At 67.4% G+C, this 24,157-nt stretch carries 23 protein-coding genes, 3 tRNA genes and 1 pseudogene; 20 read left to right on the top strand and 7 right to left on the bottom strand.

Features of this window, described 5'->3' with window-relative positions; translation table 11 throughout:
- Positions 1–29: 29 nt before the first annotated feature.
- Entirely contained in the window at positions 30–1,415 is a 1,386-nt protein-coding gene (locus OUO20_RS03540) for a glycine--tRNA ligase (RefSeq protein ID WP_018771628.1), read from the top strand.
- 2 nt (positions 1,416–1,417) lie between these two features.
- A complete protein-coding gene (locus OUO20_RS03545; protein WP_018771629.1) occupies positions 1,418–2,458 on the top strand; it encodes a GNAT family N-acetyltransferase in 1,041 nt (346 codons plus the stop codon).
- Positions 2,459–2,527: 69 nt separating this feature from the next.
- Here OUO20_RS03545 and OUO20_RS03550 read toward each other — a convergent pair whose 3' ends face one another.
- The 3 genes from OUO20_RS03550 to OUO20_RS03560 are packed head-to-tail and all read right to left on the bottom strand — an operon-like array spanning position 2,528 to position 4,291.
- Positions 2,528–3,385 carry a lysophospholipid acyltransferase family protein gene (locus OUO20_RS03550; RefSeq protein WP_018771630.1) on the bottom strand — a complete coding sequence of 286 codons (858 nt, stop codon included), beginning with the start codon at positions 3,383–3,385 and terminating at the stop codon, positions 2,528–2,530.
- Between the two features lie 10 nt (positions 3,386–3,395).
- Positions 3,396–4,121 (bottom strand): alpha/beta hydrolase, encoded by a 726-nt coding sequence (locus tag OUO20_RS03555; protein WP_018771631.1) that lies wholly within the window; start codon positions 4,119–4,121, stop codon positions 3,396–3,398.
- On the bottom strand, positions 4,073–4,291 hold the full coding sequence (locus OUO20_RS03560; RefSeq protein ID WP_056390007.1) for a hypothetical protein: 219 nt from the start codon (positions 4,289–4,291) through the stop codon (positions 4,073–4,075). Before OUO20_RS03560 ends, OUO20_RS03555 begins: the two co-directional genes overlap by 49 nt.
- Here OUO20_RS03560 and OUO20_RS03565 point away from each other — a divergent pair.
- From OUO20_RS03565 to OUO20_RS03615, 11 genes and pseudogenes are all read left to right on the top strand, one after another.
- Entirely contained in the window at positions 4,277–5,830 is a 1,554-nt protein-coding gene (locus OUO20_RS03565) for a YibE/F family protein (RefSeq protein ID WP_268002855.1), read from the top strand. The genes OUO20_RS03560 and OUO20_RS03565 overlap by 15 nt on opposite strands.
- A gap of 138 nt (positions 5,831–5,968) precedes the next feature.
- Positions 5,969–7,162: a tRNA dihydrouridine synthase DusB gene (gene dusB, locus OUO20_RS03570; protein WP_268002856.1), complete on the top strand. Its 1,194-nt coding sequence runs from the start codon at positions 5,969–5,971 to the stop codon at positions 7,160–7,162.
- Positions 7,146–8,459, top strand: a complete 1,314-nt coding sequence (locus OUO20_RS03575) for a deoxyguanosinetriphosphate triphosphohydrolase (protein WP_051081449.1) — start codon at positions 7,146–7,148, stop codon at positions 8,457–8,459. The genes dusB and OUO20_RS03575 overlap by 17 nt, the downstream gene beginning before the upstream one ends.
- 118 nt (positions 8,460–8,577) lie before the next feature.
- Positions 8,578–8,931 (top strand): hypothetical protein, encoded by a 354-nt coding sequence (locus OUO20_RS03580; protein ID WP_056390000.1) that lies wholly within the window; start codon positions 8,578–8,580, stop codon positions 8,929–8,931.
- Position 8,932: 1 nt separating this feature from the next.
- Positions 8,933–10,063 (top strand): FAD:protein FMN transferase, encoded by a 1,131-nt coding sequence (locus tag OUO20_RS03585; RefSeq protein WP_268002857.1) that lies wholly within the window; start codon positions 8,933–8,935, stop codon positions 10,061–10,063.
- The gene (locus OUO20_RS03590) at positions 10,056–10,613 is read left to right on the top strand and encodes a ferric reductase-like transmembrane domain-containing protein (RefSeq protein WP_223994590.1); all 558 of its coding nucleotides are present in this window, start codon (positions 10,056–10,058) and stop codon (positions 10,611–10,613) included. The genes OUO20_RS03585 and OUO20_RS03590 overlap by 8 nt, the downstream gene beginning before the upstream one ends.
- Positions 10,610–11,932: an NADH-ubiquinone oxidoreductase-F iron-sulfur binding region domain-containing protein gene (locus OUO20_RS03595; protein ID WP_268002858.1), complete on the top strand. Its 1,323-nt coding sequence runs from the start codon at positions 10,610–10,612 to the stop codon at positions 11,930–11,932. Before OUO20_RS03590 ends, OUO20_RS03595 begins: the two co-directional genes overlap by 4 nt.
- Entirely contained in the window at positions 11,929–12,189 is a 261-nt protein-coding gene (locus tag OUO20_RS03600) for a ferredoxin (protein ID WP_018771640.1), read from the top strand. The genes OUO20_RS03595 and OUO20_RS03600 overlap by 4 nt, the downstream gene beginning before the upstream one ends.
- A gap of 28 nt (positions 12,190–12,217) precedes the next feature.
- A pseudogene (gene dnaG / locus OUO20_RS03605) lies at positions 12,218–14,162 on the top strand (DNA primase).
- A 93-nt stretch (positions 14,163–14,255) separates the two neighbouring features.
- Positions 14,256–14,328 (top strand) — tRNA-Asn (locus OUO20_RS03610).
- 122 nt (positions 14,329–14,450) lie between these two features.
- Positions 14,451–14,523: transfer RNA gene (locus tag OUO20_RS03615), tRNA-Asn, on the top strand.
- 71 nt (positions 14,524–14,594) lie between these two features.
- Here OUO20_RS03615 and OUO20_RS03620 read toward each other — a convergent pair.
- The 3 genes from OUO20_RS03620 to OUO20_RS03630 all read right to left on the bottom strand — a co-directional run bounded on the left by OUO20_RS03620 (position 14,595) and on the right by OUO20_RS03630 (position 16,636).
- Positions 14,595–15,002 carry a hypothetical protein gene (locus tag OUO20_RS03620; RefSeq protein WP_018771642.1) on the bottom strand — a complete coding sequence of 136 codons (408 nt, stop codon included), beginning with the start codon at positions 15,000–15,002 and terminating at the stop codon, positions 14,595–14,597.
- 65 nt (positions 15,003–15,067) lie between these two features.
- Complete coding sequence (locus tag OUO20_RS03625; protein WP_134164484.1) at positions 15,068–15,292, bottom strand: hypothetical protein; 225 nt, start codon at positions 15,290–15,292, stop codon at positions 15,068–15,070.
- Positions 15,293–15,412: 120 nt separating this feature from the next.
- A complete protein-coding gene (locus OUO20_RS03630) occupies positions 15,413–16,636 on the bottom strand; it encodes a multidrug effflux MFS transporter (protein ID WP_268002859.1) in 1,224 nt (407 codons plus the stop codon).
- Between the two features lie 181 nt (positions 16,637–16,817).
- Here OUO20_RS03630 and OUO20_RS03635 point away from each other — a divergent pair, with 181 nt between their 5' ends.
- The 6 genes from OUO20_RS03635 (at position 16,818) to OUO20_RS03660 (ending at position 22,058) form a co-directional block, all read left to right on the top strand.
- The gene (locus tag OUO20_RS03635) at positions 16,818–17,669 is read left to right on the top strand and encodes a phage holin family protein (RefSeq protein WP_134164482.1); all 852 of its coding nucleotides are present in this window, start codon (positions 16,818–16,820) and stop codon (positions 17,667–17,669) included.
- A 66-nt stretch (positions 17,670–17,735) separates the two neighbouring features.
- The gene (locus OUO20_RS03640) at positions 17,736–18,359 is read left to right on the top strand and encodes a CDP-alcohol phosphatidyltransferase family protein (protein WP_018771646.1); all 624 of its coding nucleotides are present in this window, start codon (positions 17,736–17,738) and stop codon (positions 18,357–18,359) included.
- On the top strand, positions 18,359–19,267 hold the full coding sequence (locus OUO20_RS03645; RefSeq protein ID WP_018771647.1) for a DMT family transporter: 909 nt from the start codon (positions 18,359–18,361) through the stop codon (positions 19,265–19,267). The genes OUO20_RS03640 and OUO20_RS03645 overlap by 1 nt, the downstream gene beginning before the upstream one ends.
- 112 nt (positions 19,268–19,379) lie before the next feature.
- Entirely contained in the window at positions 19,380–20,576 is a 1,197-nt protein-coding gene (locus tag OUO20_RS03650) for a glycosyltransferase (RefSeq protein WP_268002860.1), read from the top strand.
- A 74-nt stretch (positions 20,577–20,650) separates the two neighbouring features.
- A tRNA-Ile gene (locus OUO20_RS03655) sits at positions 20,651–20,724 on the top strand.
- Positions 20,725–20,867: 143 nt separating this feature from the next.
- Positions 20,868–22,058 carry an acyl-CoA dehydrogenase family protein gene (locus tag OUO20_RS03660; protein WP_268002861.1) on the top strand — a complete coding sequence of 397 codons (1,191 nt, stop codon included), beginning with the start codon at positions 20,868–20,870 and terminating at the stop codon, positions 22,056–22,058.
- 118 nt (positions 22,059–22,176) lie between these two features.
- Here OUO20_RS03660 and OUO20_RS03665 read toward each other — a convergent pair whose 3' ends face one another.
- Positions 22,177–22,788: a M23 family metallopeptidase gene (locus OUO20_RS03665; protein ID WP_268002862.1), complete on the bottom strand. Its 612-nt coding sequence runs from the start codon at positions 22,786–22,788 to the stop codon at positions 22,177–22,179.
- Between the two features lie 458 nt (positions 22,789–23,246).
- Here OUO20_RS03665 and rpsB point away from each other — a divergent pair, with 458 nt between their 5' ends.
- A complete protein-coding gene (gene rpsB / locus OUO20_RS03670; protein WP_018771651.1) occupies positions 23,247–24,104 on the top strand; it encodes a 30S ribosomal protein S2 in 858 nt (285 codons plus the stop codon).
- The last annotated feature ends 53 nt before the right edge of the window (positions 24,105–24,157 follow it).

A 24,157-nucleotide genomic window follows, 5' to 3' on the forward strand; every position in this document is an offset into this window, starting at 1 on the left:
AGCGGCCCTGTAGAAATTGGAGTTACCCCATGGCAGCAAAGTCCGTCCTCGACCAGGTCATTTCCCTCTCCAAGCGGAGGGGCTTCGTGTTCCAGGCCGGTGAGATCTACGGCGGCTCGCGCTCGGCCTGGGACTACGGCCCCCTGGGCGCGGAGCTGAAGGAAAACATCAAGCGCCAGTGGTGGCAGTCCATGGTCCGCGGCCGCGAAGACGTGGTGGGTCTGGACTCATCCGTCATCCTGCCCCGCCAGGTATGGGAAGCCTCCGGCCACGTAGAGGTCTTCTCCGACCCCCTGGTGGAATGCCTCTCCTGCCACAAGCGCTACCGCGCCGACCACCTCGAGGAAGAATACGAGGAAAAGAAGGGCCGGCCGGCCGAGAACGGCCTGAAGGACATTGCCTGCGCCAACTGCGGCACCCGCGGCCAGTGGACCGAACCGCAGGAGTTCTCCGGCCTGCTCAAGACCTACCTGGGCCCGGTGGCCAGCGAGGAAGGCCTGCACTACCTCCGCCCGGAAACCGCCCAGGGCATCTTCGTGAACTTCAACAACGTCCTCACCACCTCCCGGAAGAAGCCCCCGTTCGGCATCGGCCAGATCGGCAAGTCCTTCCGCAACGAGATCACGCCCGGCAACTTCATCTTCCGCACCCGTGAATTCGAACAGATGGAAATGGAGTTCTTCGTCGAGCCCGGCACCGATGAGGAATGGCACCAGTACTGGATGAAGGAGCGCATGGCCTGGTACACCGGCCTGGGCATCCGCGAGGAAAACCTGCGCTTCTTTGAGCACCCGAAAGAGAAGCTGAGCCACTACTCCAAGGGCACCACGGACATCGAATACCGCTTTGGCTTCCAGGGCTCGGAGTGGGGCGAACTCGAAGGCATCGCCAACCGCACCGACTTCGACCTCACCACGCACTCGAAGGCCTCCGGCCAGGACCTGAGCTACTTCAACCAGGCCACCAACGAGCGCTACACCCCGTACGTGATCGAGCCTGCGGCCGGGCTCACGCGCTCCTTCATGGCCTTCCTGGTGGACGCCTACACCGAGGACGAGGCCCCCAACGCCAAGGGCGGCGTGGACGTGCGCACCGTCCTGAAGCTGGACCCGCGCCTGGCCCCGGTCAAGGCCGCCGTGCTGCCGCTGAGCCGCAACGAGGACCTGTCCCCGAAGGCCAAGGACCTCGGCGCGCAGCTGCGGAAGAACTGGAACATCGACTTCGACGACGCCGGCGCCATCGGCCGCCGCTACCGCCGCCAGGACGAGATCGGCACCCCGTTCTGCATCACCGTGGACTTCGACACGCTGGAGGACCAGGCCGTCACCATCCGCGAGCGGGACACCATGAGCCAGGAGCGGGTCTCCCTGGACAAGGTGGAGGGCTACCTGGCGGCACGGCTGATCGGGGCCTGAGCATGGCCATCGAATACCGCGAATGGCGGGACGGCGACGACCTGGCGCTCCTGGAAATCTGGGGCGACCCGGACACCGCCCAGGCCCGCCAGTTCCGCGGGGCCCTGGCCGTGTCCTCCAACGGGAGGGACGGCTCCCCGTGGCGCCGCTGCGTCGTGGCCGAGGACGTCATTGACGGCGTGGGCATTCCGGTGGCGGCCGGCGTCGTCTATGAGGCCTCCCTGCACCCGGAACGCCTCTGGTGCTACATCGAGGTGGCCCGCGACCACCGCCGCGCGGGCATCGGGGCGAGCCTCCTGACCATGCTGCGGCGCGAGGCCGAACACGCGCCGTCGGGGGTCACCAGGCTGCGCGCCAAGGTGGAGCCCGGCACCGCGGGGGCGGCCTTTGCCGAGGCGTTTGGGCTGGCACCCATCCAGCGTTCCCGCCTTGTGGTGGTGGAGCCGGGCGCCCTGCGGCTTCCGGTGTTCCCCGCCAAGGACGACGGCGGCGCGGCCAGCGGCGAGAACGCCGGCTCGGACGTGGTGATGGACCTTGCCACCGGCTCCGTGGAGCTGACCGACGTGGTGGGCCGGTACTACACCTCCATCCACGGGTGGGACTCGCCCGGCGTCCTGTCCCTGGGGCAGGTGCAGAAGCTGTTCCTGGACGAGCTCACCGGGGCCCACGGCGCCATCGTCCTGCGGGCGCAGCCGGAGTCCGCGTTCGGCTCAGGCGTGGCGCCGACCAAAAAGGGCCGCATCCGTGCCTTCGCGGTGAGCTACGCGGCCCCGGCAGACCCGGACGCCGCACCCCATGCTGACGCGGCTGCGGGCTCAGGTTCGGATACGCCCACCGACGTGTTCGTGGGGCACGAGCCTTCGCTGGACGCCAACGATGCCGCGGAGGCGGTCCGGGACATGCTTGCCCTGATCGCGTACCAGCACCCGGTCATGCTGGAACTGGACGACTCCATGGCCGCCCTGCGCGCCGCCGTCGAGCCCCTGCTGGAAAGCGGCAAGGCACGGTTGGCGGGGTCTGAAACCCTGGTGGTCTCGGACTAAGGAACTGCCTGCCTGCCCCCAGGCGGCCCCCGTTGGACGCCCACACAGGCCCTCAACGCTGCGTGCGGGTCACTTGGGGGAGCGGGCTGTCCGTTGCGGGGCCTGCCTTCGGCGGGGAGCCCGACGGCGGCCCGCGGCTGCGTCTGCCGCGTCCAGCAGCTGCCGCTCGGCGTCGGTCGGCGCGCCGCCGCCCAAATGCGCCGGCATCCACCACGCGCCGGATTCCGGTCGGAGGGGAAACCCGGCGATGCACTGGTCGATCCCTGACTGCAGTGTCCGGCGCAGTGCTTCCGTGGCCGCTTCAACGTCAACGTCAGGCGGATAGACCACCGGTTCGGCCACGTGCACCCGTACCGGCGCCCGCCAGCTGCGGCGCAGGGAAAAGCCGTGGCCGCGGGTCAACACCCGGTGGGCGCCCCAGACGGACACCGGAATCACCGGGACGCCGGCCTCCGCAGCCATCCGGACAGCCCCAGTGCGGCACTCGCGTACGGTAAAACTGCGGCTGACCCCCGCTTCCGGGAACACGGCAAGGTACTCGCCGTCGCGCAGCTTGGCCACCGCGGCGTCATAGGCGTCCGAACGGTCCGTATATCCCACCACCACGTGGCCGCTGGCGCTGATGGCGGGGCCGGCAAGCCAATGGTCTGCCGCGCCCTGGTGGACCAGGAACCGCAGCTGGGCACGGGCGTGCCGCCACAGGAGCAGCTCCAGCACGGCAAAATCCAGGTAGCCGAAATGCGTGACGGCGAACACCGCCCCCTTGCCGGGGGCCACCAGCCGCGAGGGCCCCCTGGTGGGTCCCTTTTCGGGCAGGTGTTCCAGGCCGGTTGCGTGGATGTCCAGCCGCAGCGCCCAGCGCAGGAACTGCCCGGTCCGGACGATCAGCCGGTAGAAGCGGTCGTTGGTTGGTGGACGCCAGGGCATGGGAAACTGCCTAGAGGGTGACCTGGGCGGATGAGTCCGGCAGCAGCCGGGTGAAGGCAGGCGACGGCCGGACTGCGGCGCCCGTGCTCTCGGCAAAGGACTTGATGACGAACCCGGTGGCGAGTGTCTGCCACACCCGGATCTTACGGAGCATGAAGTGCCCCACGCCTTTGAGGGCCACGTACTGCATGCTCGCGGCGTCGGCCGAGGCCCGGCGGGCGAAGGCAAGGGACTGGGAGGGGCTGGTCATGTGGTCGGTGGTGCCGTGGATGATCAGGACTTTCCTTCCGGCGACACTGGCTGCGGGAGTCTGCGGGCTCAGCCACGGGGCAAGCGCCACAACGGCCTCAACCTGGGCGTGGTCCGCTGCGCACACGGCTGTCAGGCCGCCCATGGAGTGGCCCAGCAGGAAGACCGGAACGTCGGGGTGGCGTTCGGAAATCTTCCCCAGCGCCCAGCGGGCATCCTGCAACGGCGACATGTCAGGCCCGTTCCAGCCGCGGACGCTGTTGCGCAGTGACCAGACGGCCAGCCCGTGTTTCCGGCCGGCGCGGTGCAGGTGCCTGGCGAAGGGGACCATCCTGGCCGGGCTCAGGTGCCGGGCCTCCACCGGATCGCGGCTGTGGGCCTTGCCGCCGTGCAGGACCAGGACCACGCCCTTGGTGTCGCCGGATGCTTCAAGGACGCTCAGTACAGGCTGGTGGCCGGGAACCACCGGCGCCTGCCCGGCCTGCACCCCGCCGGCGTCACCTTCGCCTTGAACTCCTGCCCCTTGAACGCCTGGCCCATGCGTACCACGGTTGCCCATGCCTGGTTCCTCCCCATCCCGATGGTCCATTTATAAACCCTAAGGCGGCCCACGTAGAGTTCAACCATGAGGTTGTACTGCTGATGGGCGCCGGTCACTCCCATGCTTCCGTGGATCATTCGGAGCCGACGCCCCAGGCGATGGCTGCCCGCAGCAAGGCGAACCGTATCCTTGCCGCGGTGCTCATTCCGCTGGCGCTGCTGACCCTGGCCGGGATGGCCGCATTGTGGCCGTCGGGCAGCAGGGAAGGTGTCTCGCTCGCCAACCCGTACTCCACAGCCCCCGGGGTGACCTTCGATACGGGCACCATCCAGAACGTGGTGACCGAAAACTGCATGCAGGGCACCAGCCAGCAGGGGACGGGTCAACAGGGCACCAGCCAACAGGGGACAGGTCAACAGGGCACGGGCCAACAGGGCACCACACAGCAGCCGCCGGGACAGGGCTCGGACTGCACCTTCGCCTTCACGGAGCCGGACAAGGGCGGCAGCCCGGTGAAGGTGGTCATCAACCCGGATGTGGCCTCCTCGCACGGGGTCAAGCCCGGGGACCAGATCCGGTACCTGAATCTCTCCAAGGTCCAGGGCGCCACGGGCTCGCAGGGCTCACCGGCCTACATCTTCGTGGACTTCGTCCGCACGCTGCCGATTGTCCTGCTCGCCGTGCTCTACGCCGCGGTGGTCATCGCGGTCGCCAGGTGGCGCGGCCTCCGGGCCCTGATCGGGCTGGTGGGCGCCTATTTCGTGCTGGCCAACTTCCTGCTTCCAGGCCTGGTGGAAGGCAAACCGCCGCTGCTGCTGGCCCTGGTGGGTTCCACCGTGATCATGATCGGGGTGCTGTATTTCGCGCACGGATTCTCCGCGCGCACATCCACCGCACTCCTGGGCACCATCTTCGGCCTGGCCATCACCGCGCTGCTGGCAGCCTGGGCCACCGACGCCGCCAACCTTGCCGGAGTGGGCAGCCACGACGCCGCCACTCTGGTGAACACCTCGGCCAACATCTCCATCTCGGGGGTGATCCTTTGCGGACTCATCATCTCCGGCCTGGGTGTCCTCAACGACGTCACCATCACCCAGTCCTCCGCGGTGTGGGAGCTCTACGAACTGGCACCGGCCAGCAGTGCGCGGAAGCTGTTCACCTCCGCCATGCGGATCGGCCGCGACCACATCGCCTCCACCGTGTACACCATCGCCTTCGCCTACGCCGGCGCCGCACTGCCCATCCTCATCATCGTCATGCTCTACGACCGGCCGCTGCTGGACACCCTCACCAGCGCCGAACTGTCCGAGGAAGTCATCCGGACCCTTGTGGGATCGATCGGGCTGGTCCTGGCCATCCCCGTCACCACCCTGATCGCCGTGCTCGTAGTCAAGGCAACCGGCATCAGGGCCGCGGACGCCGCTCCTGCGGTTGCCGGGTCACAGGACACTGAGGCGCAGGACATTGCAGCAGGAGACGGAAAGAACGACGGCGGGCACAGCCCCGCGGACGGCGTTGCGGACACCGGGGCGCTCGCCGCTGCCGCGCTCGAGCAGCGCAGCCGGCGCGCCGCCGTCGAACCCCCGCACGAACAAGTGAACGAACAAGTGCACGAACCCGCCACCCGGCGGGGCCGCCGGGCCGACCGCGGCTGAACAGCCTTACGACGGACGGCCTTTCAGCGGGCTGCTTTGCTGCCGCGTGCTGCTGGGCGTCGGCCAGCCTGGAAATCCGGTTGCCCAAAACCTGCGACGGGCCACTGGCACTGGCGGGAATGGCCGATTTGCCCGGCTTTGCAACAATGGACAGGTGACTGTTGCAGCAACTCCCCCGCCCCCAAGCTGGAACTCCCGCCCCTGAAGCTGGGACCCATCACGGTTGACACCCCGGTGATCCTGGCCCCGATGGCCGGCATCACCAACTCCGCCTTCCGCAGGCTCTGCCGTGAGTACGGCGGCGGCATGTACGTGGCGGAGATGGTCACCTCCCGCGCGCTGGTGGAGCGGACACCCGAATCCCTCCGCATCATCTCGCATGACGAGGACGAAAAGGTCCGGTCCGTCCAGCTGTACGGCGTGGACCCCGTCACCGTCGGCGCCGCCGTCCGGATGCTGGTGGAGGAAGACAGGGCGGACCACATCGACCTCAACTTTGGCTGCCCCGTTCCCAAGGTGACCCGGCGCGGCGGCGGCTCCGCCCTGCCCTGGAAGACCGACCTTTTCACCTCGATCGTGCAGACCGCCGTCAGGGAAGCCTCCAAAGGCAACGTTCCACTGACCATCAAGATGCGCAAAGGCATCGACGATGACCACCTGACGTACCTCGACGCCGGCCGCATCGCCCGCGATTCCGGCGTTGCCGCCGTCGCCCTCCACGGGCGCACCGCCGCCCAGTTCTACTCAGGCAAGGCCGACTGGTCCGCCATCGCCCGGCTCCGTGAGGCCCTGCCCGACATCCCGGTGCTGGGCAACGGCGATATCTGGTCCGCGGAGGACGCCGTCCGGATGGTCCGCGAAACCGGCGTGGACGGCGTAGTCGTGGGCCGCGGCTGCCAGGGCCGGCCGTGGCTCTTCGGCGACCTGCAGGCCGCTTTCGAAGGCAGCGACGTCCGCCACCGGCCCAACCTGCGGCAGGTGGCAGAGGGCGTCTACCGGCATGCAGAACTGATGGTGGAAACCTTCGGCGATGAAGGGAAGGCGCTGCGCGAGATCCGCAAGCACATCGCCTGGTACTTCAAGGGCTACGTGGTGGGCGGGGAACTGCGCACCCGGCTGGCCCTGGTCACCAGCCTGGAGGTGCTCCGGGACACCCTGGCCGAGCTGGATCTGGATTCGCCCTATCCGGGGGTGGACGCCGAGGGCCCGCGCGGCCGCGCCGGCTCACCCAAGAGGCCTGCCCTGCCCAAGGACTGGCTGGACTCCCGGGCCCTGAACGATGATCAGTCCCGGGATATTTCCGCCGCAGAACTGGATGTTTCCGGTGGCTGAAACACCGACGGCAGGAACCCCCACCGCCGCCCTGGCGCTTCCCGGGTACGACACGCACGATTCTGCCCGCTGGTTTGAGGAGCCGCCGAAGAGCACCTACCGGTCCGACTTTGAGCGGGACCGCGCCCGGGTGCTGCATTCCTCGGCCCTGCGCAGGCTGGGCGCCAAAACCCAGGTGGTGGCACCGGACACCGACGACTTTGTCCGCACCCGCCTCACGCACAGCCTGGAAGTGGCGCAGGTAGGCCGCGAACTGGGCCGTGCCCTGGGCTGCGATCCGGACGTGGTGGACACCGCCTGCCTCAGCCACGACCTGGGCCACCCGCCCTTCGGCCACAACGGCGAATCGGCGCTGAACGAGGTGGCCCATGCCATCGGCGGTTTCGAGGGCAACGCCCAGACCCTCCGCCTGCTCACCCGGCTCGAACCCAAGGTGCTCACTGCTGACGGCCGGCCTGCCGGACTGAACCTCACCCGCGCCAGCCTTGACGCGGCGTCGAAATACCCGTGGTCCGCGCTGGAAGCGCCGGTGATCCACGGCCAGCGCACCAGCAAGTTCGGCGCGTACGAGGACGACCTGCCCATCTTCAACTGGATCCGCGAGGGCGCCCCGGAACGCCGGACCTGCCTGGAAGCCCAGGTGATGGACCTGGCCGACGACATCTCCTACTCGGTGCACGACGTGGAGGACGCGATCGTTGCCGGCCACTTCCAGCTGCGCTGGATGGACAACCCGGACCACCGCGCCCGGGTGGTGGGGTACGCCAAGCAGTGGTATCTCCCGCACAACGACCCCGCCGCCATCGACGCCGCCCTGGGACGGCTCGAAGCCACCGACGTCTGGGTCCGCGAGGCGGATGGAAGCCGCAAGTCCATGGCTGCCCTGAAGAACATGACCAGCCAGCTGATCGGCAGGTTCTGCCAGAGCGCCCTGGAAACCACCCGGGCCGTTTACGGGCCGGAGAACCTCACGCGCTACAACGCCGAACTCATGGTCCCGGACGAGACCGTCATGGAAATCGCGGTGATGAAGGGCCTTGCCACCACCTTCGTGATGACCACCGAACACCGGCAGCCCATCTATGAGCGCCAGCGCGAGGTGCTGCACGCCCTGGTGACAGCCCTCAGCGCCACGGGGGACCGGCATCTGGAGCCGATGTTTGCTGCGGACTGGCGGGCGGCGGACGACGACGGCGCCCGCCTGCGCGTGATCATCGACCAGGTGGCGTCCCTCACCGACGGGTCCGCCCTGGCCATGTACGAGCGTTTGGTGGGGAGCCTGCCCTCGCTCTGGTGAACCGCCCGTGAAGACCGCCCCTGGACATCGGCCGGATCAACAGCTTCCTTAAAGGATCTACACAGGAATGAAGCGCACCATGGGAGGAAAGACGGGCCGCTAGGATCGGGAGCAGGTCATGAGTACTCGCAGCAGGGGCAAGCGCCTCGCCACCGGGATTACCGCGGCCGTGGGCGTTGGCAGTTTCGCCGCTGCCGGCGTGGCGGCGGCTGCCGTCTATGCTGCAACGCCGTCCGTGATAGCCAGGACCACCCACACCCAGGACAGCAGCACACAGGACAAGAGCACGCAGGACAAGAGCACCCAGGGGAGCACGCCCAAATCCGGTTCTTCCCGCTCTGACGGCGACGACTACGGAACCCGCAAAGACAACAGCACGCGCCGCTCCAAGAGCTATGGCAATAACGGCAGCACCAGTCCGGTCCAGCCCGGGAACGGCGGCACCGTCCATGGCAGGTCCTCGGGGTCCTGACGTGGACAGCGTAGGTGTTTCCGGTACCGGGGTTGCTGGTTCCACCACCACCGGCGGCGCAGCAGCCTCCGTCGACACCAGAACTCCGGAAGCCACTGCAACTCTGGAAGCCACAGCGCACTCCAGCTGGACAGTCTGGCAGTTGGACGCATCCGTGACCGTTACCGATCCCGGCAGGCTTGCCGCGGCGGAAGCCATTGTCCGCGGCGTGGTGGCCGCCGTCGACCTCGCCTGCAGCCGTTTCCGCGGTGATTCTGAACTGGTGCGGCTCCAGCCGCGAATGGCGTCGGGCGTCAGCGTAAGCCCACTGTTCCGGCTGCTCCTGGAACGCGCCCTGGACGTGGCGGAGATGACCGGCGGCGATGTGGATCCCACGCTCGGGGCAGACCTGGCAGCCCTGGGCCACGGCCCGGGGATGCAGGGCCTGCCCGGGCTGCACAGCGTGCCGGCGCTGCCCGCGCCGTCGCCGCACGTCCCGTTGCCGCCCGACCCTGCTCCCAGGCTCCCGGGCTGGTCCCGCGTCACACTCGATTCGGCCAAGCTGACCGTACCGGCTGACCTGCGCCTTGACCTGGGTGCGTCAGCCAAGGCTGTCGCGGCGGATCTTGCCGCCGCCGAGGTGCACCGGAAGTTGGGCTGCGGGGTCCTCGTGTGCCTGGGCGGCGACCTTGCGTCCGCAGGGCCGGGACCCACGGTGGAAGGGAACCCGGGCCAGTGGCAGATCCTGGTTCAGGACCTTCCCGCAGACCCGGCCCAACAAATCTCTTTGGCGCCGGGATATGCCCTGGCTACGTCCAGTACCCAAAAGCGCCGCTGGACGCACGAAGGGACGACCGTCCACCACATCCTTGACCCCCGCTTTGGCCTCCCGGCCGAAACAGTTTGGCGTTCGGTGACCGTGGCGGCCCTTAACTGCCTGCAAGCCAACGCGTTCAGTACTGCTGCCATAGTCCGCGGCTTCGCGGCCCTGGAATGGTTCCGCGCCGAAGGGATCCCGGCCCGGCTCGTGGACAGCAGAGGCAGGGTGACAACCACCGGTGGCTGGCCGGCCGGTGGCTGCCACCCTGCCGCAAACGCTGCAGGCACCAGCGCTGGAAGCTTCACGGCCGGTGGGGGTGTCCGCCATGGATGAAGCGATGTGGGCCTTTGGCCGCGTCAGTGGGTTTGTGTCCCTTGCCCTGTTCACCGGATCCGTACTGCTGGGGATCCTGAACCGGTCCGGCCGGCCGTTCATGGTGCTGCCCCGGTTTTCCATCAGCCTCCTGCACCGGAACATCTCCCTGCTCGCCACGGTCTTCCTGGGGCTGCACGTGGGCTCCCTGCTTCTTGACTCCTACGCAAAATTGAACCCGGTGGACATCGTGGTGCCGTTCCTTGGTTCTTTCCAGCCGTTCTGGCAGGGGCTGGGGACGGTGGCCCTGGACCTTGTCCTGGCTGTGGTGGTGACGGGGCTGCTGCGCCACCGGATCGGGCTGCGCAGCTTCAAGGCCGTCCACTGGCTCAGCTACGGCGTGTGGCCGGTGGCAATGGCGCACGCCCTCGGCAACGGCACCGACGCTTCAAGCGGCTGGTTCCTCCTGCTGGCTGTGGCGTCCGCGGTGGCTGTTGCCGCGGCCCTGCTGTGGCGGCTGAGCCCGTCCTTCCTCGAGACCTCTCACGCCAGGCAAGGAAACCTCCCGTGAGCCGTGACATCCACCCCCAGGTGGCCCCCGGGATCCAGCCGCAGGTGTCCCGGAAGGGCCACGATGACCCCCACAACAGCGGTCACCGGCCGGCATCCCGGGACAGCAGCCACCAGGAGCCGCGCCTCCTGGCCGCAGGCCCCGACGCAGGGTGGGCCCAGCACCTGGACACCTTCGGGCCCTGGGAGCCGCAGCCTGCCGCGGGCGGCCTGCTGGAGGCGCTGGCGGTGGCCGGACTGACTGGCCGGGGTGGAGCCGCCTTCGAAACCTGGCGCAAGGCCACGGCGGCCGCCGGCCCGGGCAGGAAGGGTTTGTTTTCCGCCAAACCTGTGGTGATCGCCAACGGCGCCGAAGGCGAACCGCTCAGCTTCAAGGACCGGACGCTCCTGGCCCATGCGCCCCATCTCGTCATTGACGGACTGTTGGTCCTGGCCGCTGCCCTGGGCGGCGCCGGAATGTACGTCTACGCGCCGGCGGCCAGCCTGCCCCGCATGCGGCAGGCGCTCAAAGAGCGCCCGGGGGCCGCGAAGATCCGCCTGGTCGAGTCGCCCGAAACGTTCATCTCCGGGGAGTCGAGCGCGGTGGTCAACATGATTGCCAACGGTGCCGCCGTGCCCACGGACCAGCGCGGGCGCCTCAGCGAGTCGGGACTCAACGGCCGCCCCACCCTGGTGGCCAATGTCGAAACCCTGGCCCAGGTTGCCCTGATCGCACGCTACGGGGCGCAGTGGTTCCGCCAGGCCGGCACCGCAACGGATCCCGGCACCCGGCTGGTGTCCGTGTCCGGCCCCGCCCCGGTCCGGGATGTGGTGCTGGAGGTGCCCGGCGGCGTGCAACTTTCCGCGGTCCTGAAGGAAGCGGGGATGGATCCTGCCTCCTTGTCCGCCGTCCTGGTGGGCGGCTACCACGGCCGGTGGGTACGCCCCGGGGCACACGCCATCTCGCCCGCGGGACCGCCGGACCGGACCGCCCGGCCGGGTGCAGGAGTGATCCATGCCCTGGACCTGCAGGACTGCGGCATCCAGGCGACGGCCCGGATTGTCAGCTACCTCGCCAACCAGTCCGCCCGGCAATGCGGGCCATGCATGTTCGGCCTGCCGGCCATGGCATCCGTCCTGAATAGGATTGGCGGAGGGGAACGCAATCCCCGCTTGGCCTCCGAGCTGGACCGCCTGGGGCGGCTGGTTTCCGGCCGCGGCGCATGCCGGCATCCGGAGGGAACCACCGGACTGGTCAGCAGCGCCCTTGAGGTGTTTGCCCCGGACTTCCGGGCCCACCTTTCCGGATACTGCACGGGTCCGGGAGGCGCAGCGGCATGACGACGTACCTGCACATCGACTGGACCAGCTGTGACGGCCGGGGCCTGTGCACCGAACTTCTTCCCGGCGTGCTGGACCGGGACGACTGGGGGTATCCCGTGGCCCGCGGCAAGGCGGGCCGCGAACGCACGGACGTGCCCCTGCGGGAAGCCGACCGGGAAGCCGCCCAGGAGGCCGTCTTCCTCTGCCCCAAACTGGCACTGAGCCTGCACGGGCGGACGCCGCAGCAACCGGACCAGAAGGTGCCTGGCCGGTAGGGGCCAGGCCTGACACTAAGATTGCTGTGTGGCTGGGCTGATCAAACGTGAAGATATCGACGAAGTACGCCAGCGCACGGACATCAAGGAAGTGGTGGACGGCTACGTCACGCTCAAGGGTGCCGGGCTGGGAACCTTCAAGGGTCTGTGCCCCTTCCACGACGAGCGCTCGCCGTCCTTCACCGTCCGTCCCCAGGTAGGCCGCTACCACTGCTTCGGCTGCGGCGAGGACGGTGACGTCATTGCCTTCGTGCAAAAGCAGGACCACAGTTCCTTCCAGGAAGCCGTGGAAAAGCTTGCCGCCCGGATCGGCTACGAGCTCCGCTACGAGGACGGCGGGACCGGGCCCAACCGCGAGGAGGTGGGCCGCCGCCAGCGGCTCCTGGACGCGCACAAGATCGCGGACGAGTTCTTCCGCGCCCAGCTGCTCACCCCGGCGCCGCCGAGGCCAGGAATTTCCTGTTTGGCCGGGGCTTTGACAGGGCAGCGGCGGAACACTTTGGCTGCGGGTACGCCCCGCAAGGGTGGGATGCCCTCCTGAAGCATCTCCGCGGCCGCGGTTTCACCGATGCCGAGCTCAAGCTCACCGGGATGTTCAGCGAGGGCAACCGGGGAATTTACGACCGTTTCCGTGGCCGCCTCATCTGGCCCATCAAGGACATGGCCGGCGACACCATCGGCTTCGGCGCGCGCAAGCTCTACGAGGACGATCAGGGCCCCAAGTACCTGAACACCCCGGAAACCACCCTCTACAAGAAGTCACAGGTCCTGTACGGCATCGACCTCGCCAAGCGCAGCATCGCCAAGGACCGCCAGTTGGTGGTGGTGGAGGGCTACACCGACGTGATGGCCTGCCACCTGGCGGGAATTACGACGGCGGTGGCCACGTGTGGCACCGCGTTCGGCACCGAGCACATCAAGATAGCCCGCCGGCTGTTGTCAGACGACGGCACCGGGGGAGAGGTGGTGTTCACCTTCGACGGCGACGCCGCCGGCCAGAAGGCGGCCCTCCGGGCCTTCGAGGAGGACCAGCGGTTCACCGCGCAGACCTACGTGGCCGTGGAACCCACGGGTGCCGACCCCTGCGACCTCCGGCTCAGCCGGGGCGATGAAGCCGTGCACGCCCTGATCCAGTCCCGGCGGCCGCTGTTCGAGTTCGCCATCCGCACCACGCTGAAGCAGTTCAACCTGGACACCGTCGAGGGCCGCGTGCAGGGCCTGAAGGCATCCGTGCCCGTGGTGGCGGCCATCCGCGACGCCTCCACCCGCACCGGCTACTGCCAGGCGCTGACCGGCTGGCTGGGCATGCCGGACCCCAACGAGGTCCTGCGCCTGGTCAATGCGGCCGTAAAGCGCGGAGACACGGGGCGCCCCGCCGCACCCGGCCAACAGCAGGGGGAGGGGCTGCCCACCCGGCCACTGCCAACTCCGCCACCGCCCAGGCCGGCGGGCCCGGCGTGGCTGCCGGGCCGTCGTCGGGCGCTGTGCCCTCCTACCACCGCCCCGACCCGCGGGACCCCGTGGCGTCCATGGAACGGCAGGCGCTGGAAGTGGCGCTGCAGCAGCCGTCGCTGCTGGCCGGTGGGGTTTGGGAGCGGTTCGCCGCCGCCAGGTTTGCCACCCCCGCCTTCCAGGCCGTCCATGACGCCATGCGCGCCACCGGCCCCGGGCTTGTGGGCGATCCCGTGCGCTGGGTGGAGCACGTCATGCACGAGGTTCCCGAGCCCCTCCGCCCGCTCGTCTCGGAGCTTGCCGTGGTGCCGCTGCCTGCCCACACGGAGGAAGCCGTGCTGAAGTACTGCCGCGACATCCTGTCCCGGCTTTTCGAACTCCAGATCACCCGCGTCAAGGCGGACAAGATGGGCCAGCTGCAGCGCCTGGACGCCGCAACGGATCCGGAAACCTACCAGCGGCTCAACCGTGAACTGATGATGCTGGAGATGGAACGCAGGGCACTGCGCGCGGAGACGTAGGCGGGAGCCTGGAGCGGGCGGGCGTGGCAGAGGTCACCGGCCGCCCGATTTCGTTTCCGCCGCAGGTGTTTGCTAGGCTAATACCCGCTTCATTCCTCCTTAGCTCAATTGGCAGAGCATTCGACTGTTAATCGAAGGGTTGCTGGTTCAAGTCCAGCAGGAGGAGCTTCCAATCCCCGTTCCGGCCTCCGGAACGGGGATTTTGTCTCCCATATGGGGCGTGTGGGCCCGTGAAACCGCCGATTTCCCTTGGGCCGGAATCCTTTGCTAATGTCATACCTGCTTCATTCCTCCTTAGCTCAATTGGCAGAGCATTCGACTGTTAATCGAAGGGTTGCTGGTTCAAGTCCAGCAGGAGGAGCGCTACGAAAAATCCCCGTTCCTCCACCCGGAGGAACGGGGATTTTTCTTTCCGCGGGGCGGGAAGCCGGGCTAGACGAAGTCCATTTCCACTTGCAGGAATCTTTCGGCCTCGGCAATTGCTGCCTCGAAGGCCTCCTTCTCGGTAGGTGACTTCCGGGGCTCGCGGGGGTTCCATTCGTGCGGAGCGGAGTGGATCCTGACAAAACCGGCGTCCGGCGGGGCGTAGAAGATGCCGAACCGCTGCACGGGCCATTCCGGCGAGGTCTCCGGCGCCACCAGCAGGGCTGCATTGAAGGCGGGGTTGAACCATTGGGCGATGGGCCGGCGCCGGTCTTCGGTGAACAGCCCGGCCGCGTACAGTGCCGCCGACTGCTGGCCCGCCTGCGCGCACAGCCGCTCCCACCACAGTGGCAGGATTCGGGCGTCGCACCGTTGCCATGTGGCCGGAAGTGGCGGTTGGTTCTGCCAGCTGGACACGGGATTATTTTATCCCTGCAGGCAGCCGCAGGGGCAGGGAAGGCCGCCCCGGTGCGGCATGTCGGTCAGCGGCGGTTCCTGCGCCCGCGCTTCCCTGGTCCGCCCTTCCCCGGTCCACCTTTCCCTGGTCCAGGGTTCACGCGGTAGAGGAGAGCGGCGCCTGCCAGCATCCCCAGGACGATGCCGATGGCAGGGTTGCCAAGGGCGCGGCCGGCGAAATAGCCCACGACGGCGCCAAGCACCGCCCCGAGGAAAAGTCCCCTGCCGTTGCGGTGCGGTTTGCTGCTCATGGGCTGCCTTTCACAGGACGGCTGGAACGTGGAGTGGATTGACGGGGCTCAGTGGATCGGAGGGGCTCAGTGGATTGAAGGGGCTCGGTGGATTGAAGGCACTCAGTGGATTGAAGGCACTCAGTGGATTGAAGGTACGGTGCGCGGCCGGACCACCAGCCAAAGGGCGGCGATGGCCAGCAGGATGCAGGAGGCCTGCACCGCACCCATCGGCGCGGCGCTGGTGATGCCCAGCCAGCCCACCACGGGCGAAATCAGTCCTGCCATGAGGAACGTGGCCGCACCCAGCAGCGATGCCGCAGTCCCGGCCTGGGCCGCATGGCCCGCCAGCGCCAGCACCTGCACGCAGGGGAACATGAAGCCCGTGCCCAGGATGTAGAACCACAGCGGGACCATCACGCCCCACAGCCCAAGGCCCGCCCGGTCGAACACCACGATCAGCAGGCCCATCAGGAACATCCAGGCGGTGGCCCCGGTCAGGATCCATTGCGGCGGGACGATCCTGATCAGCCGGGCACTGGTCTGCACGCCGGCCACGATGCCCAGGGAATTGATGCCGAACAGCAGCCCGTACTGCTGGGCAGAGAATCCGAACACTTCCTGGAACAGGAAGGGGGAGGCAGAGAGGTAGGTGAAGAGGCCGCCGAAGTTGAAGCCCGCCACCATCAACAGCCCCACGAAGATCCGGTCGCTGAAGAGTGCCTTGTAGCGCTGCCGGGCCGTCATGCCGCTCTGGCCCCGCTTCTCCGGCGGAAGGGTCTCGCGCACCAGGAGGAGGGCGGCCACGATCACCAACGTCCCGTATACCGCCAGGAACACAAAGATGCCGGGCCACGGCATCACCAGGAGCAGCTGTGAGCCGATGACGGGGGCCAGGATGGGTGCCAGCCCGTTGACCAGGGACATCCGGGAGAACATCCGCACCATGGCATAGCCGGAGAACAGGTCACGCACCATGGCCATGGCCACCACGCCGCCCCCGGCCGCGCCGACCCCCATGAGCACACGGAAGACTCCCAAGGTGGCGATGTCCGTGGACAGGGCAGCACCCAGGGAGGCCGCAATGTGCACTGCCGTGGCCAGGATCAGCGGGGTCCGCCGGCCGAACCTGTCACTGAAGGGACCCACCACCAGCTGACCAAACGCAAAACCGACCGTTGTCCCGGCCAGGGTGAGCTGGACCTGCGCCTCGGTCACCCCCAGGCTTGCCTCCAGCGCGGGAAAGGCCGGCAGGTACAGGTCGATGGTGAACGGGCCGAGGGCCGTGAGGGCGCCCAGGAGGAGGATGTACAGGAGCTTGCGGCGGCGGCTCAGCAGGTCGCCCGGATTGGGGGGATTGGTCACGGAGAACAATCCTAGGCCCGGCCACGGCAGTTTTTGCAGCGTTGTAGGCCGCGCCGCCCGGCAAGCCCCCAAGTTCGCCCTGAACCTGAATGGTAGTTTGGGTGGCGTGGACTGTGCGGCTGCACATTTCCGCAGTAGACGGAAGCAGTATGTGACCCATGAGACCAGTAAGGCGGAACCGATGAGCGGACGTCACAGCGGGCGTACCAGCCCGGGATTGCGTATCACTGCGCTGCCCGGGACGGCAAGACTCCTATTCCGGTTGGCGCCCCGCCAGCTCAATGACGAGATCGCATTCGCCAAGATCGAACTCAAGCGCAAGGGAATCCAGGTCGGCGTGGCTGCGGCCTTTTTCGCCGTGGCGCTCCTGTTCCTTGCCTTCCTGGTGGTGGGCCTGATTGTCGCAGCCATCATGGGACTGGCCACCATCATGCCCGCCTGGTTGGCAGCCCTCCTGGTGTCCGCCGCTTTCCTGCTGGTGGCCCTCATTGGCGGACTGGTTGGCCTCGCGAGGTTCAAGAAGGCCATGCCGCTGATGCCGGAGGAAACCATCCGCGGCATCAGGCACGATATCGGCGTGGCCCGCGAAGGGTCCGCCTTCAACCCGGCTGTGCTGGATCCTGAAAGCCCGGAGGGCAAGGCTGCGAAGGCCGCCAAGGCTGAAGCAGCTGCCAAGGCCAAGGCCGAGAAGGCGGCAAAGGCCGCCGAGCACGACAAGGAATTCCCGCACGCATCCGAGCCCGAGCTTGTCCGCCGGCTCAGCCAGCGGCGCCACCACATCACCGAGGTCCGTGACGAACTCGGCGTGGAGCTGGACCTCAAGACGCAGGCCCGCTACGTGCTGGCCGCCGCCCAGGCCAAAGCCCGCGAGAGCCAGGTGCTGGCGCAGCGCGGTGTGGAGGCCGCTGGGCAGAGGTTCGCGGCGTTGTCCGGATCCGCGGACCTGTCCACGCGGTGGAAGCCCCTGGCAGCTTTCGTGGCAGCCGGAACCGTCCTGGTGGTCCTCCTCCGAAAGCTGCTCCGCTCCAACTAGGCCGTTTCCGCTCAACAACTCATGACCGAAAGACCGCCACGCGGCGCAGGAAGGAGAGGGGGACGGGTGAAGTTCATTGGTGCAGGTGCCCGCCCCGGCCGTCCGCAGGTGGACCACGACCTCGTACTCACCATCCCTAACCTGCTCACCGTGGTGCGGTTCATGGGCGTTCCGCTCTTCATGTGGCTCGTCCTGGCCCAAAAGGAATATGGAGCCGGCGTGGTCGTCCTGGCAATCATGGCCGGAACGGACTGGATCGACGGCTACATTGCCCGCCGCTTCGACCAGGCCTCCAAGCTCGGCAGGGTCCTTGACCCGATCGCCGACCGGCTGGCCCTGCTCGCCGTAGCGTTCACCCTGGTGATTGCCGGCGTCGTGCATTGGCTGTACCTGGCCGCGCTGGTAGTCCCCGACGCCGTCCTGCTGGTCCTGACGCTCTCCCTTTTCCGCGGGCACCCGGATCTTCCTGTCAGCGTGGTGGGCAAGGTTCGGACCGGGCTGCTGCTCCTGGGGACGCCGCTGCTGGTCCTCTCCCGCCTGGACACCGGCTTCGCCGGCCAACTCTTCATCGCCGCCTGGGTGGTGCTGGGCCTTGGCCTGGTTGGCCACTGGGTGGCCGCCTACAACTACTTCTGGGCCATCCTGCGAAAGGGCAGGGAACTGAAACAGCACGACGGCGGGAACGGCTGATGGTGTGGGTTGCCGTCGGCCTGGCGGTGCTGGGCGCCTTCTGCCTGGCCTTGGGCGCCCAGCGCCAGGGCAGCGCTGTCAAAGCCGACACCGGCGGCCTCGCCCTGAGTTCCAACGGGTTCCTGCGCCTCCTGCGCAACCCCCGGTGGATGTTCGGGCTCCTGCTGCTCTGCACCGGAATGGCCATGAACGCGGTGGCCCTGGTCTCCGCGCCGCTCACCGTGGTCCAGCCCATCGGCGCCATCGCCCTGGTGATCACCACCGTGGTCAACGCCCGGGACCAGGACCTGACCATCAACCGTGCCACCACCGTTTCCATCGCCGCATGCGTCACCGGCTCGGCGCTCTTTGTCCTCCTGGCGGTCAACGTCACCCAGGAGAGCCACCACGTCAGCCTGGCGGACGAACTCACCATCGTGCTGCTGCTCGCCCTGGCGGTGGGCCTGTTCGGCACGCTGGCCGTGATGTTCAAGCACCGCATGAACGCGTTCGTCTACATCCTCGGCGCCGGTATCCTGTTCGGCTTCGTCGCGGTCCTGACCAGGATCATCGGCAAGCACCTCCTGGACCCCAACGGCCTGTTCCTGCTGAACGTGCAGTGGTACTCGGTGGTGGCCATCGTCGCGGCCGGCGGCCTGGGGTCCTGGTTCGTGCAGAGCGCTTACTCCACCGGTCCGCCGGACCTGGTGATTGCCGGCCTCACGGTTGTCGACCCCATGGTGGGCATCGCGATCGGCATCATCATCCTGGGTGAGCTGCGTCCCGACGTCCATGCCGTCATGGCGATTGCGATGGGAACGGCCGCCTGCCTTGCTATCGTTGGGGTTATCGCCCTTTCCCGGCACCACCCGGAGGTCACCAAGCGCAAGAAGGACGCTCGGAAGGCCGCCGGCAGGCCGTCCCACTAGCCCATTCCAGCAATTCCAAGCAATCCCACGAGGCCGCGGACCAACTGCGCCGCCGGCCAACCGTGCTGTCAGTTCCACGCTGCCCGCACCGTGACCATCAGGAGTACTCCATATGACCACGCCAGCCGACCAGCGCCCCCTGACCATCCTGATCGCGGCGGACACCTATCCGCCGGACGTGAACGGCGCGGCACAGTTTGGATACCGGCTGGCCAAGGGCATGACTGCACGGGGACATGACGTCCATGTCCTGGCGTCCCGCGACAGCAAGGGAAAGAGCTTCACCGAGTTCCGCGAGGAAGCAACCGTGCACCGGCTGCGCTCGCACAGGGCGTTCACCCACGAGACCTTCCGCCTCTGCTTCCCCTGGGAAATCAAGAAGGACATCAGCCTGCTCTTCGAGCGGGTCAAGCCGGACGTGGTGCACATCCAGAGCCACTACATGATCGGCGAGCACGTGCTCTATGAGGCCGTGAAACGCGGCGTCAGGATCATCGCCACCAACCACTTCATGCCCGAGAACCTCAACCCCTTCCTGCCCTTCCCGCAGTGGTTCAAGGACATCATCGGGCGCGTCTCCTGGAAGGACATGGGCAAGGTCATGGGACAGGCAGACGTGGTGACCACCCCCACGCCCCTGGCCGCCCGGGCCATGCACGACCATGCCTTCCTGCGGAAAGTCCTCCCGCTGTCCAACGGCATCGACTCCGCAGCCTACGAACTCAAGCCGGGCGAACACATCGAGCCCCATGCCAACCCCACCGTCCTGTTTGCCGGACGCCTGGCGGAGGAAAAGCATGTGGACGTGCTCATCGAGGCCATCGGCAAGACCCCGCCGGAGCTGAACGTCCATCTGGAGATCGTGGGCGGCGGCGAAGTGCGCTCCGCCCTGGAGGACCTGGTGCGGCGTCTGGGGCTGGGAAACCGGGTGAAGTTCCTGGGCCTTGCCAGCGACGAGGACCTGCGTAAGGCCTACATCCGGGCGGACCTTTTCTGCATGCCCGGAACGGCGGAACTGCAGTCGCTGGTGACCCTGGAAGCGATGTCCGCCTCCACCCCGGTGGTCCTTGCGAACGCCATGGCGCTGCCGCACCTGGTGCGTGACGGCGAGAACGGGTATCTGTTCACGCCCAACGACAGTGACGACCTCGCCAAGAAGATCACCCAGGTCCTGGAGCTGCCCAAGGAAGAACAGCGCGCCATGGGCCGTGCCAGCCGCCACATGGTGGAGCCGCACAGTATCCAGACGACGCTGCAGACCTTCGAGGACCTCTACCGCGGCGCCACCTACGAGGACAAAGTGGTCTGAACCCTTTCCCGGGTTTGCTAGAGTGTTTCTGCCCTGCCGGAGCGTGGCGTTTGACCACGTGTCTGCGGGGGTTTGGGGCTATAGCTCAGCTGGTTAGAGCGCGGGACTCATAATCCTAAGGTCCTCGGTTCAAGTCCGAGTAGCCCTACCGCCAATCGACAACCGCGGCCGACGATCTTCGTTGGCCGCGGTTTTCTTGGTTAACCCGCCTCCTGCGGTATGTTACTGACCAGTAACATACCGTGCTCCGCTCCGCGGCATGGTCAGCGCTGATCACCAAAGAAGGTACCCATGGCCACCTCCGCAGCCGATCCCCACGAACTTCCCTACGCCGACGGGGATTTCTTTGCCTTCGAACAGCTTCTCTCCGGCAAGGAACAGGACCGCCTCGCCGAGGTCCGCGACTTCCTGGCACGTGAGGTCAGGCCCATCGCGGTGGACTGCTGGAACCGCGGTGAGTTCCCCGCGGACCTGGTGCCGAAGCTTGCCGGCCTGGACCTGGTCAGCCCCGTCCGCCGGCAGGGGTACTCCAACCTCTTCGCCGGCATGCTGCACGCCGAGGTCACCCGTGCCGACGCCTCCATCGCCACATTCCTGGGCGTGCACGACGGGCTGTTCACCGGTTCCATCGAGCTGCTGGCGTCCCAGGAGCAGAAGGACGCGTGGCTTCCCGACATCTACTCGCTGAAGAAGATCGGTGCCTTCGGCCTGACTGAGCCGCTGGGCGGCAGCGATGTTGCCGGCGGAACGCGCACCACGGCGCGGAAAGACGGAGGCAACTGGATCCTCAACGGGGCAAAACGGTGGATCGGCAACGCCACCTTTTCCGACTGGGTGGTGGTGTATGCCCGGGACGTGGCGGACAACCAGGTCAAGGGCTTCATGGTGGACACCACGCTTGACGGGTTCAGCGCGACGAAGATCGAGAACAAGATCTCCTTGCGCACCGTCCAAAACGCCGACATTGTCCTGGCGGACGTGGTGGTCCCGGAACGCTTCAAACTGGCCAACGCCAACAGTTTCCGGGACGTCAACAAAGTACTCAAGGCCACCCGCCTGTCCGTCGCCTGGCAGGCCGTGGGTCTCCAGCTGGCCGCGTTCGACGTTGCCCGCTGCTATGCCGTGGAGCGCCACCAGTTCGGCCGCCCCCTGGCTTCCTTCCAGCTCATCCAGGACCAGCTGGTCCGGATCCTGGGCAACACCGTCAGTTCGACGGGGATGATGGTCCGGTTGTCACAGCTGGAGGACGAGGGCGCGGCAAGGGACGAACAGTCGGCGCTGGCCAAGGCTTTCGCCACGGCGCGCATGCGGGACAGCGTGGCGCTGGGTCGCAGCATCCTTGGCGGCAACGGAATCGTGACCGACTTCGAGATGGCCAAGATCTTCGCCGACGCCGAGGCCATCTACTCCTACGAGGGCACAGCCGAGATCAACACGCTGGTCACCGGGCGGGCCATCACGGGCATCTCGGCCATCGTCTAGCCGGCATTCCCAAGGTGCCACCCCACCGCCTGGACGCCACCGACCCGCCGCTCCCGACCGGCCCCCGCCCCCGACCGGCCCGCAGGCACTGTCCGGCTGGCACCGACCGGACTGCAGGTCACGGCGGGCCTGGCAGCGGAAGCAGGATGGACGGGCGAAGGTCCAGAACGAACTGCAGCGGATTGACGTAGTCCTCTCCGTCCCGGACTCCCCAGTGCAGGCACTGCGCCGCCGGGCAGTGTCCCGGCAGCACGGCCCCCACCACCTGGCCCGCAGTTACGGTGGCCCCCACTGCCAGGGTGCTCTCCACGGGTTCGAAACTGCTCCGCAGTCCACCGCCATGGTCGATGGTGATCACGGGCCGGTCCACCACGACCCCCACGAAGCTCACCGTTCCCGCCGCGGGGGACGTGACGGGAGCCCCGGCCACGGCGAAACCCAGGTCAACGCCCCGGTGGCCGCTGAGCCAGGGCTTTGGCGGGGGATTGAAACCGCGCAGCACAGGCGGGCGCGGTGCCAGCGGCCACTGCCAGGAAGGTGCTGCACCCGCCGCGGCAGCCGCCGTCGTTCTGTCCCTGTGGATGGTTGCCGCGCGGGTGGATGCCTGGAGTGTGGATGCCTGGAGTGTGGCTGCCTGGAGTGTGCCAGCGCCGGACGGCAGGGCCGGGCCGGGCGAGGCCACGGAAGCAGGCAACAGCAGGAGTGCGGCCAGGAGCACCGGTGGTTTCATGGGACCAGCCTGCCCGGCCGCGCGTGGTACCGGCAGGGCATTTTCCGCCTATGTGGACAACCACCTGGCGGCGTGCGCCGGCAGCGCCGGGTGTCCGGTGGAAGGGGACGCCTGTAGTACACTTGATGGAGCAGTTTGCTGCGCCCTCAACGCTTCCCGTCCCAGTGGTTTACCCCCGCGGTACATGCCCCTGTCCGGATTGCGTCGGCACATCTCATTCAGAAGTGTGGGGGAGCGGCGACTGACTACGCGCATCCAGCCCTCCGGCTGCCGACGCCCCGGTGTCGTGCACGGAGGACTGCGCTTCCTGCGGTCAGGCTTTGGTCCTGATGGGAAGGGCGGTGGATGCCAGGAGCACGGCCCGCCCGGGCCACGCTAATCAACCGTCAACTATTGGCAGGGTAAGAAGCCTCCGGGTTTTCTCATGAATGACCTGCCGGAAAATAAGGAGCGTCGGAATGCCCGTCGTAACCATGCGCCAGCTGCTTGACAGCGGCGTCCACTTTGGACACCAGACCCGCCGTTGGAACCCGAAGATGAAGCGCTTCATCTTCACCGAGCGCAACGGCATCTACATCATCGACCTTCAGCAGTCGCTGTCCTACATCGACCGTGCCTACGAGTTCGTCAAGGCCACTGTTGCCCACGGCGGCACCGTGCTCTTCGTCGGCACCAAGAAGCAGGCCCAGGAAGCAATTGCCGAGCAGGCCACCCGCGTGGGCCAGCCCTACGTCAACCAGCGTTGGCTCGGCGGTATGCTGACCAACTTCCAGACCGTCGCCAAGCGCATCCAGCGCATGAAGGAACTCGAAGAGATCGACTTCGACGACGTCGCCGGCTCCGCGTACACCAAGAAGGAGCTGCTGCTCCTCAAGCGCGAGCTCACCAAGCTGGAGTCCAACCTGGGCGGTATCCGCAACCTGACCAAGGCTCCGTCCCTGCTCTGGGTCGTGGACACCAAGAAGGAACACCTCGCCGTTGACGAGGCCAAGAAGCTGAACATCCCGGTTGTGGCCATCCTGGATACCAACTGCGATCCGGACGAAGTCGACTTCCCGATCCCGGGCAACGACGACGCCATCCGCTCCGTGAACCTCCTGACCCGCGTTGTCGCCGACGCCGTTGCCGAGGGCCTGATCGCCCGCAACAACCGCGGCACGGGCGCCACCGAAGCTCCGGAAGAGCCGCTGGCTGAGTGGGAGCGCGAGCTCCTCGAAGGCAGCAAGGCCGAGGAAGCTGCTGCAGCCCCCGCTGCTCCGGCTGAAGAAGCCGAAGCTCCGGCCGCCGCCGAGGCTCCCGCCGAAGACGCCAAGTAACACAACTTAAATCCGGATTTTCCGCGCTGTCCGCAGCCGGAACTGCTGACAGG

The sequence above is a fragment of the Arthrobacter sp. FX8 genome (assembly GCF_026723805.1).
Classification (GTDB): Bacteria; Actinomycetota; Actinomycetes; order Actinomycetales; family Micrococcaceae; genus Arthrobacter.

Excerpts from the sequence above, each read along its gene's own strand:
- OUO20_RS03540 (WP_018771628.1), top strand. The coding sequence starts at position 30 with ATGGCAGCAAAGTCCGTCCTCGACCAGGTCATTTCCCTCTCCAAGCGG.
- OUO20_RS03545 (WP_018771629.1), top strand. The coding sequence starts at position 1,418 with ATGGCCATCGAATACCGCGAATGGCGGGACGGCGACGACCTGGCGCTC.
- OUO20_RS03550 (WP_018771630.1), bottom strand. The coding sequence starts at position 3,385 with ATGCCCTGGCGTCCACCAACCAACGACCGCTTCTACCGGCTGATCGTC.
- OUO20_RS03565 (WP_268002855.1), top strand. The coding sequence starts at position 4,277 with ATGGGCGCCGGTCACTCCCATGCTTCCGTGGATCATTCGGAGCCGACG.
- OUO20_RS03575 (WP_051081449.1), top strand. The coding sequence starts at position 7,146 with ATGTTTCCGGTGGCTGAAACACCGACGGCAGGAACCCCCACCGCCGCC.
- OUO20_RS03580 (WP_056390000.1), top strand. The coding sequence starts at position 8,578 with ATGAGTACTCGCAGCAGGGGCAAGCGCCTCGCCACCGGGATTACCGCG.
- OUO20_RS03590 (WP_223994590.1), top strand. The coding sequence starts at position 10,056 with ATGGATGAAGCGATGTGGGCCTTTGGCCGCGTCAGTGGGTTTGTGTCC.
- OUO20_RS03600 (WP_018771640.1), top strand. The coding sequence starts at position 11,929 with ATGACGACGTACCTGCACATCGACTGGACCAGCTGTGACGGCCGGGGC.
- OUO20_RS03625 (WP_134164484.1), bottom strand. The coding sequence starts at position 15,292 with ATGAGCAGCAAACCGCACCGCAACGGCAGGGGACTTTTCCTCGGGGCG.
- OUO20_RS03635 (WP_134164482.1), top strand. The coding sequence starts at position 16,818 with ATGAGCGGACGTCACAGCGGGCGTACCAGCCCGGGATTGCGTATCACT.
- OUO20_RS03645 (WP_018771647.1), top strand. The coding sequence starts at position 18,359 with ATGGTGTGGGTTGCCGTCGGCCTGGCGGTGCTGGGCGCCTTCTGCCTG.
- OUO20_RS03650 (WP_268002860.1), top strand. The coding sequence starts at position 19,380 with ATGACCACGCCAGCCGACCAGCGCCCCCTGACCATCCTGATCGCGGCG.
- OUO20_RS03660 (WP_268002861.1), top strand. The coding sequence starts at position 20,868 with ATGGCCACCTCCGCAGCCGATCCCCACGAACTTCCCTACGCCGACGGG.
- OUO20_RS03665 (WP_268002862.1), bottom strand. The coding sequence starts at position 22,788 with ATGAAACCACCGGTGCTCCTGGCCGCACTCCTGCTGTTGCCTGCTTCC.
- rpsB (WP_018771651.1), top strand. The coding sequence starts at position 23,247 with ATGCCCGTCGTAACCATGCGCCAGCTGCTTGACAGCGGCGTCCACTTT.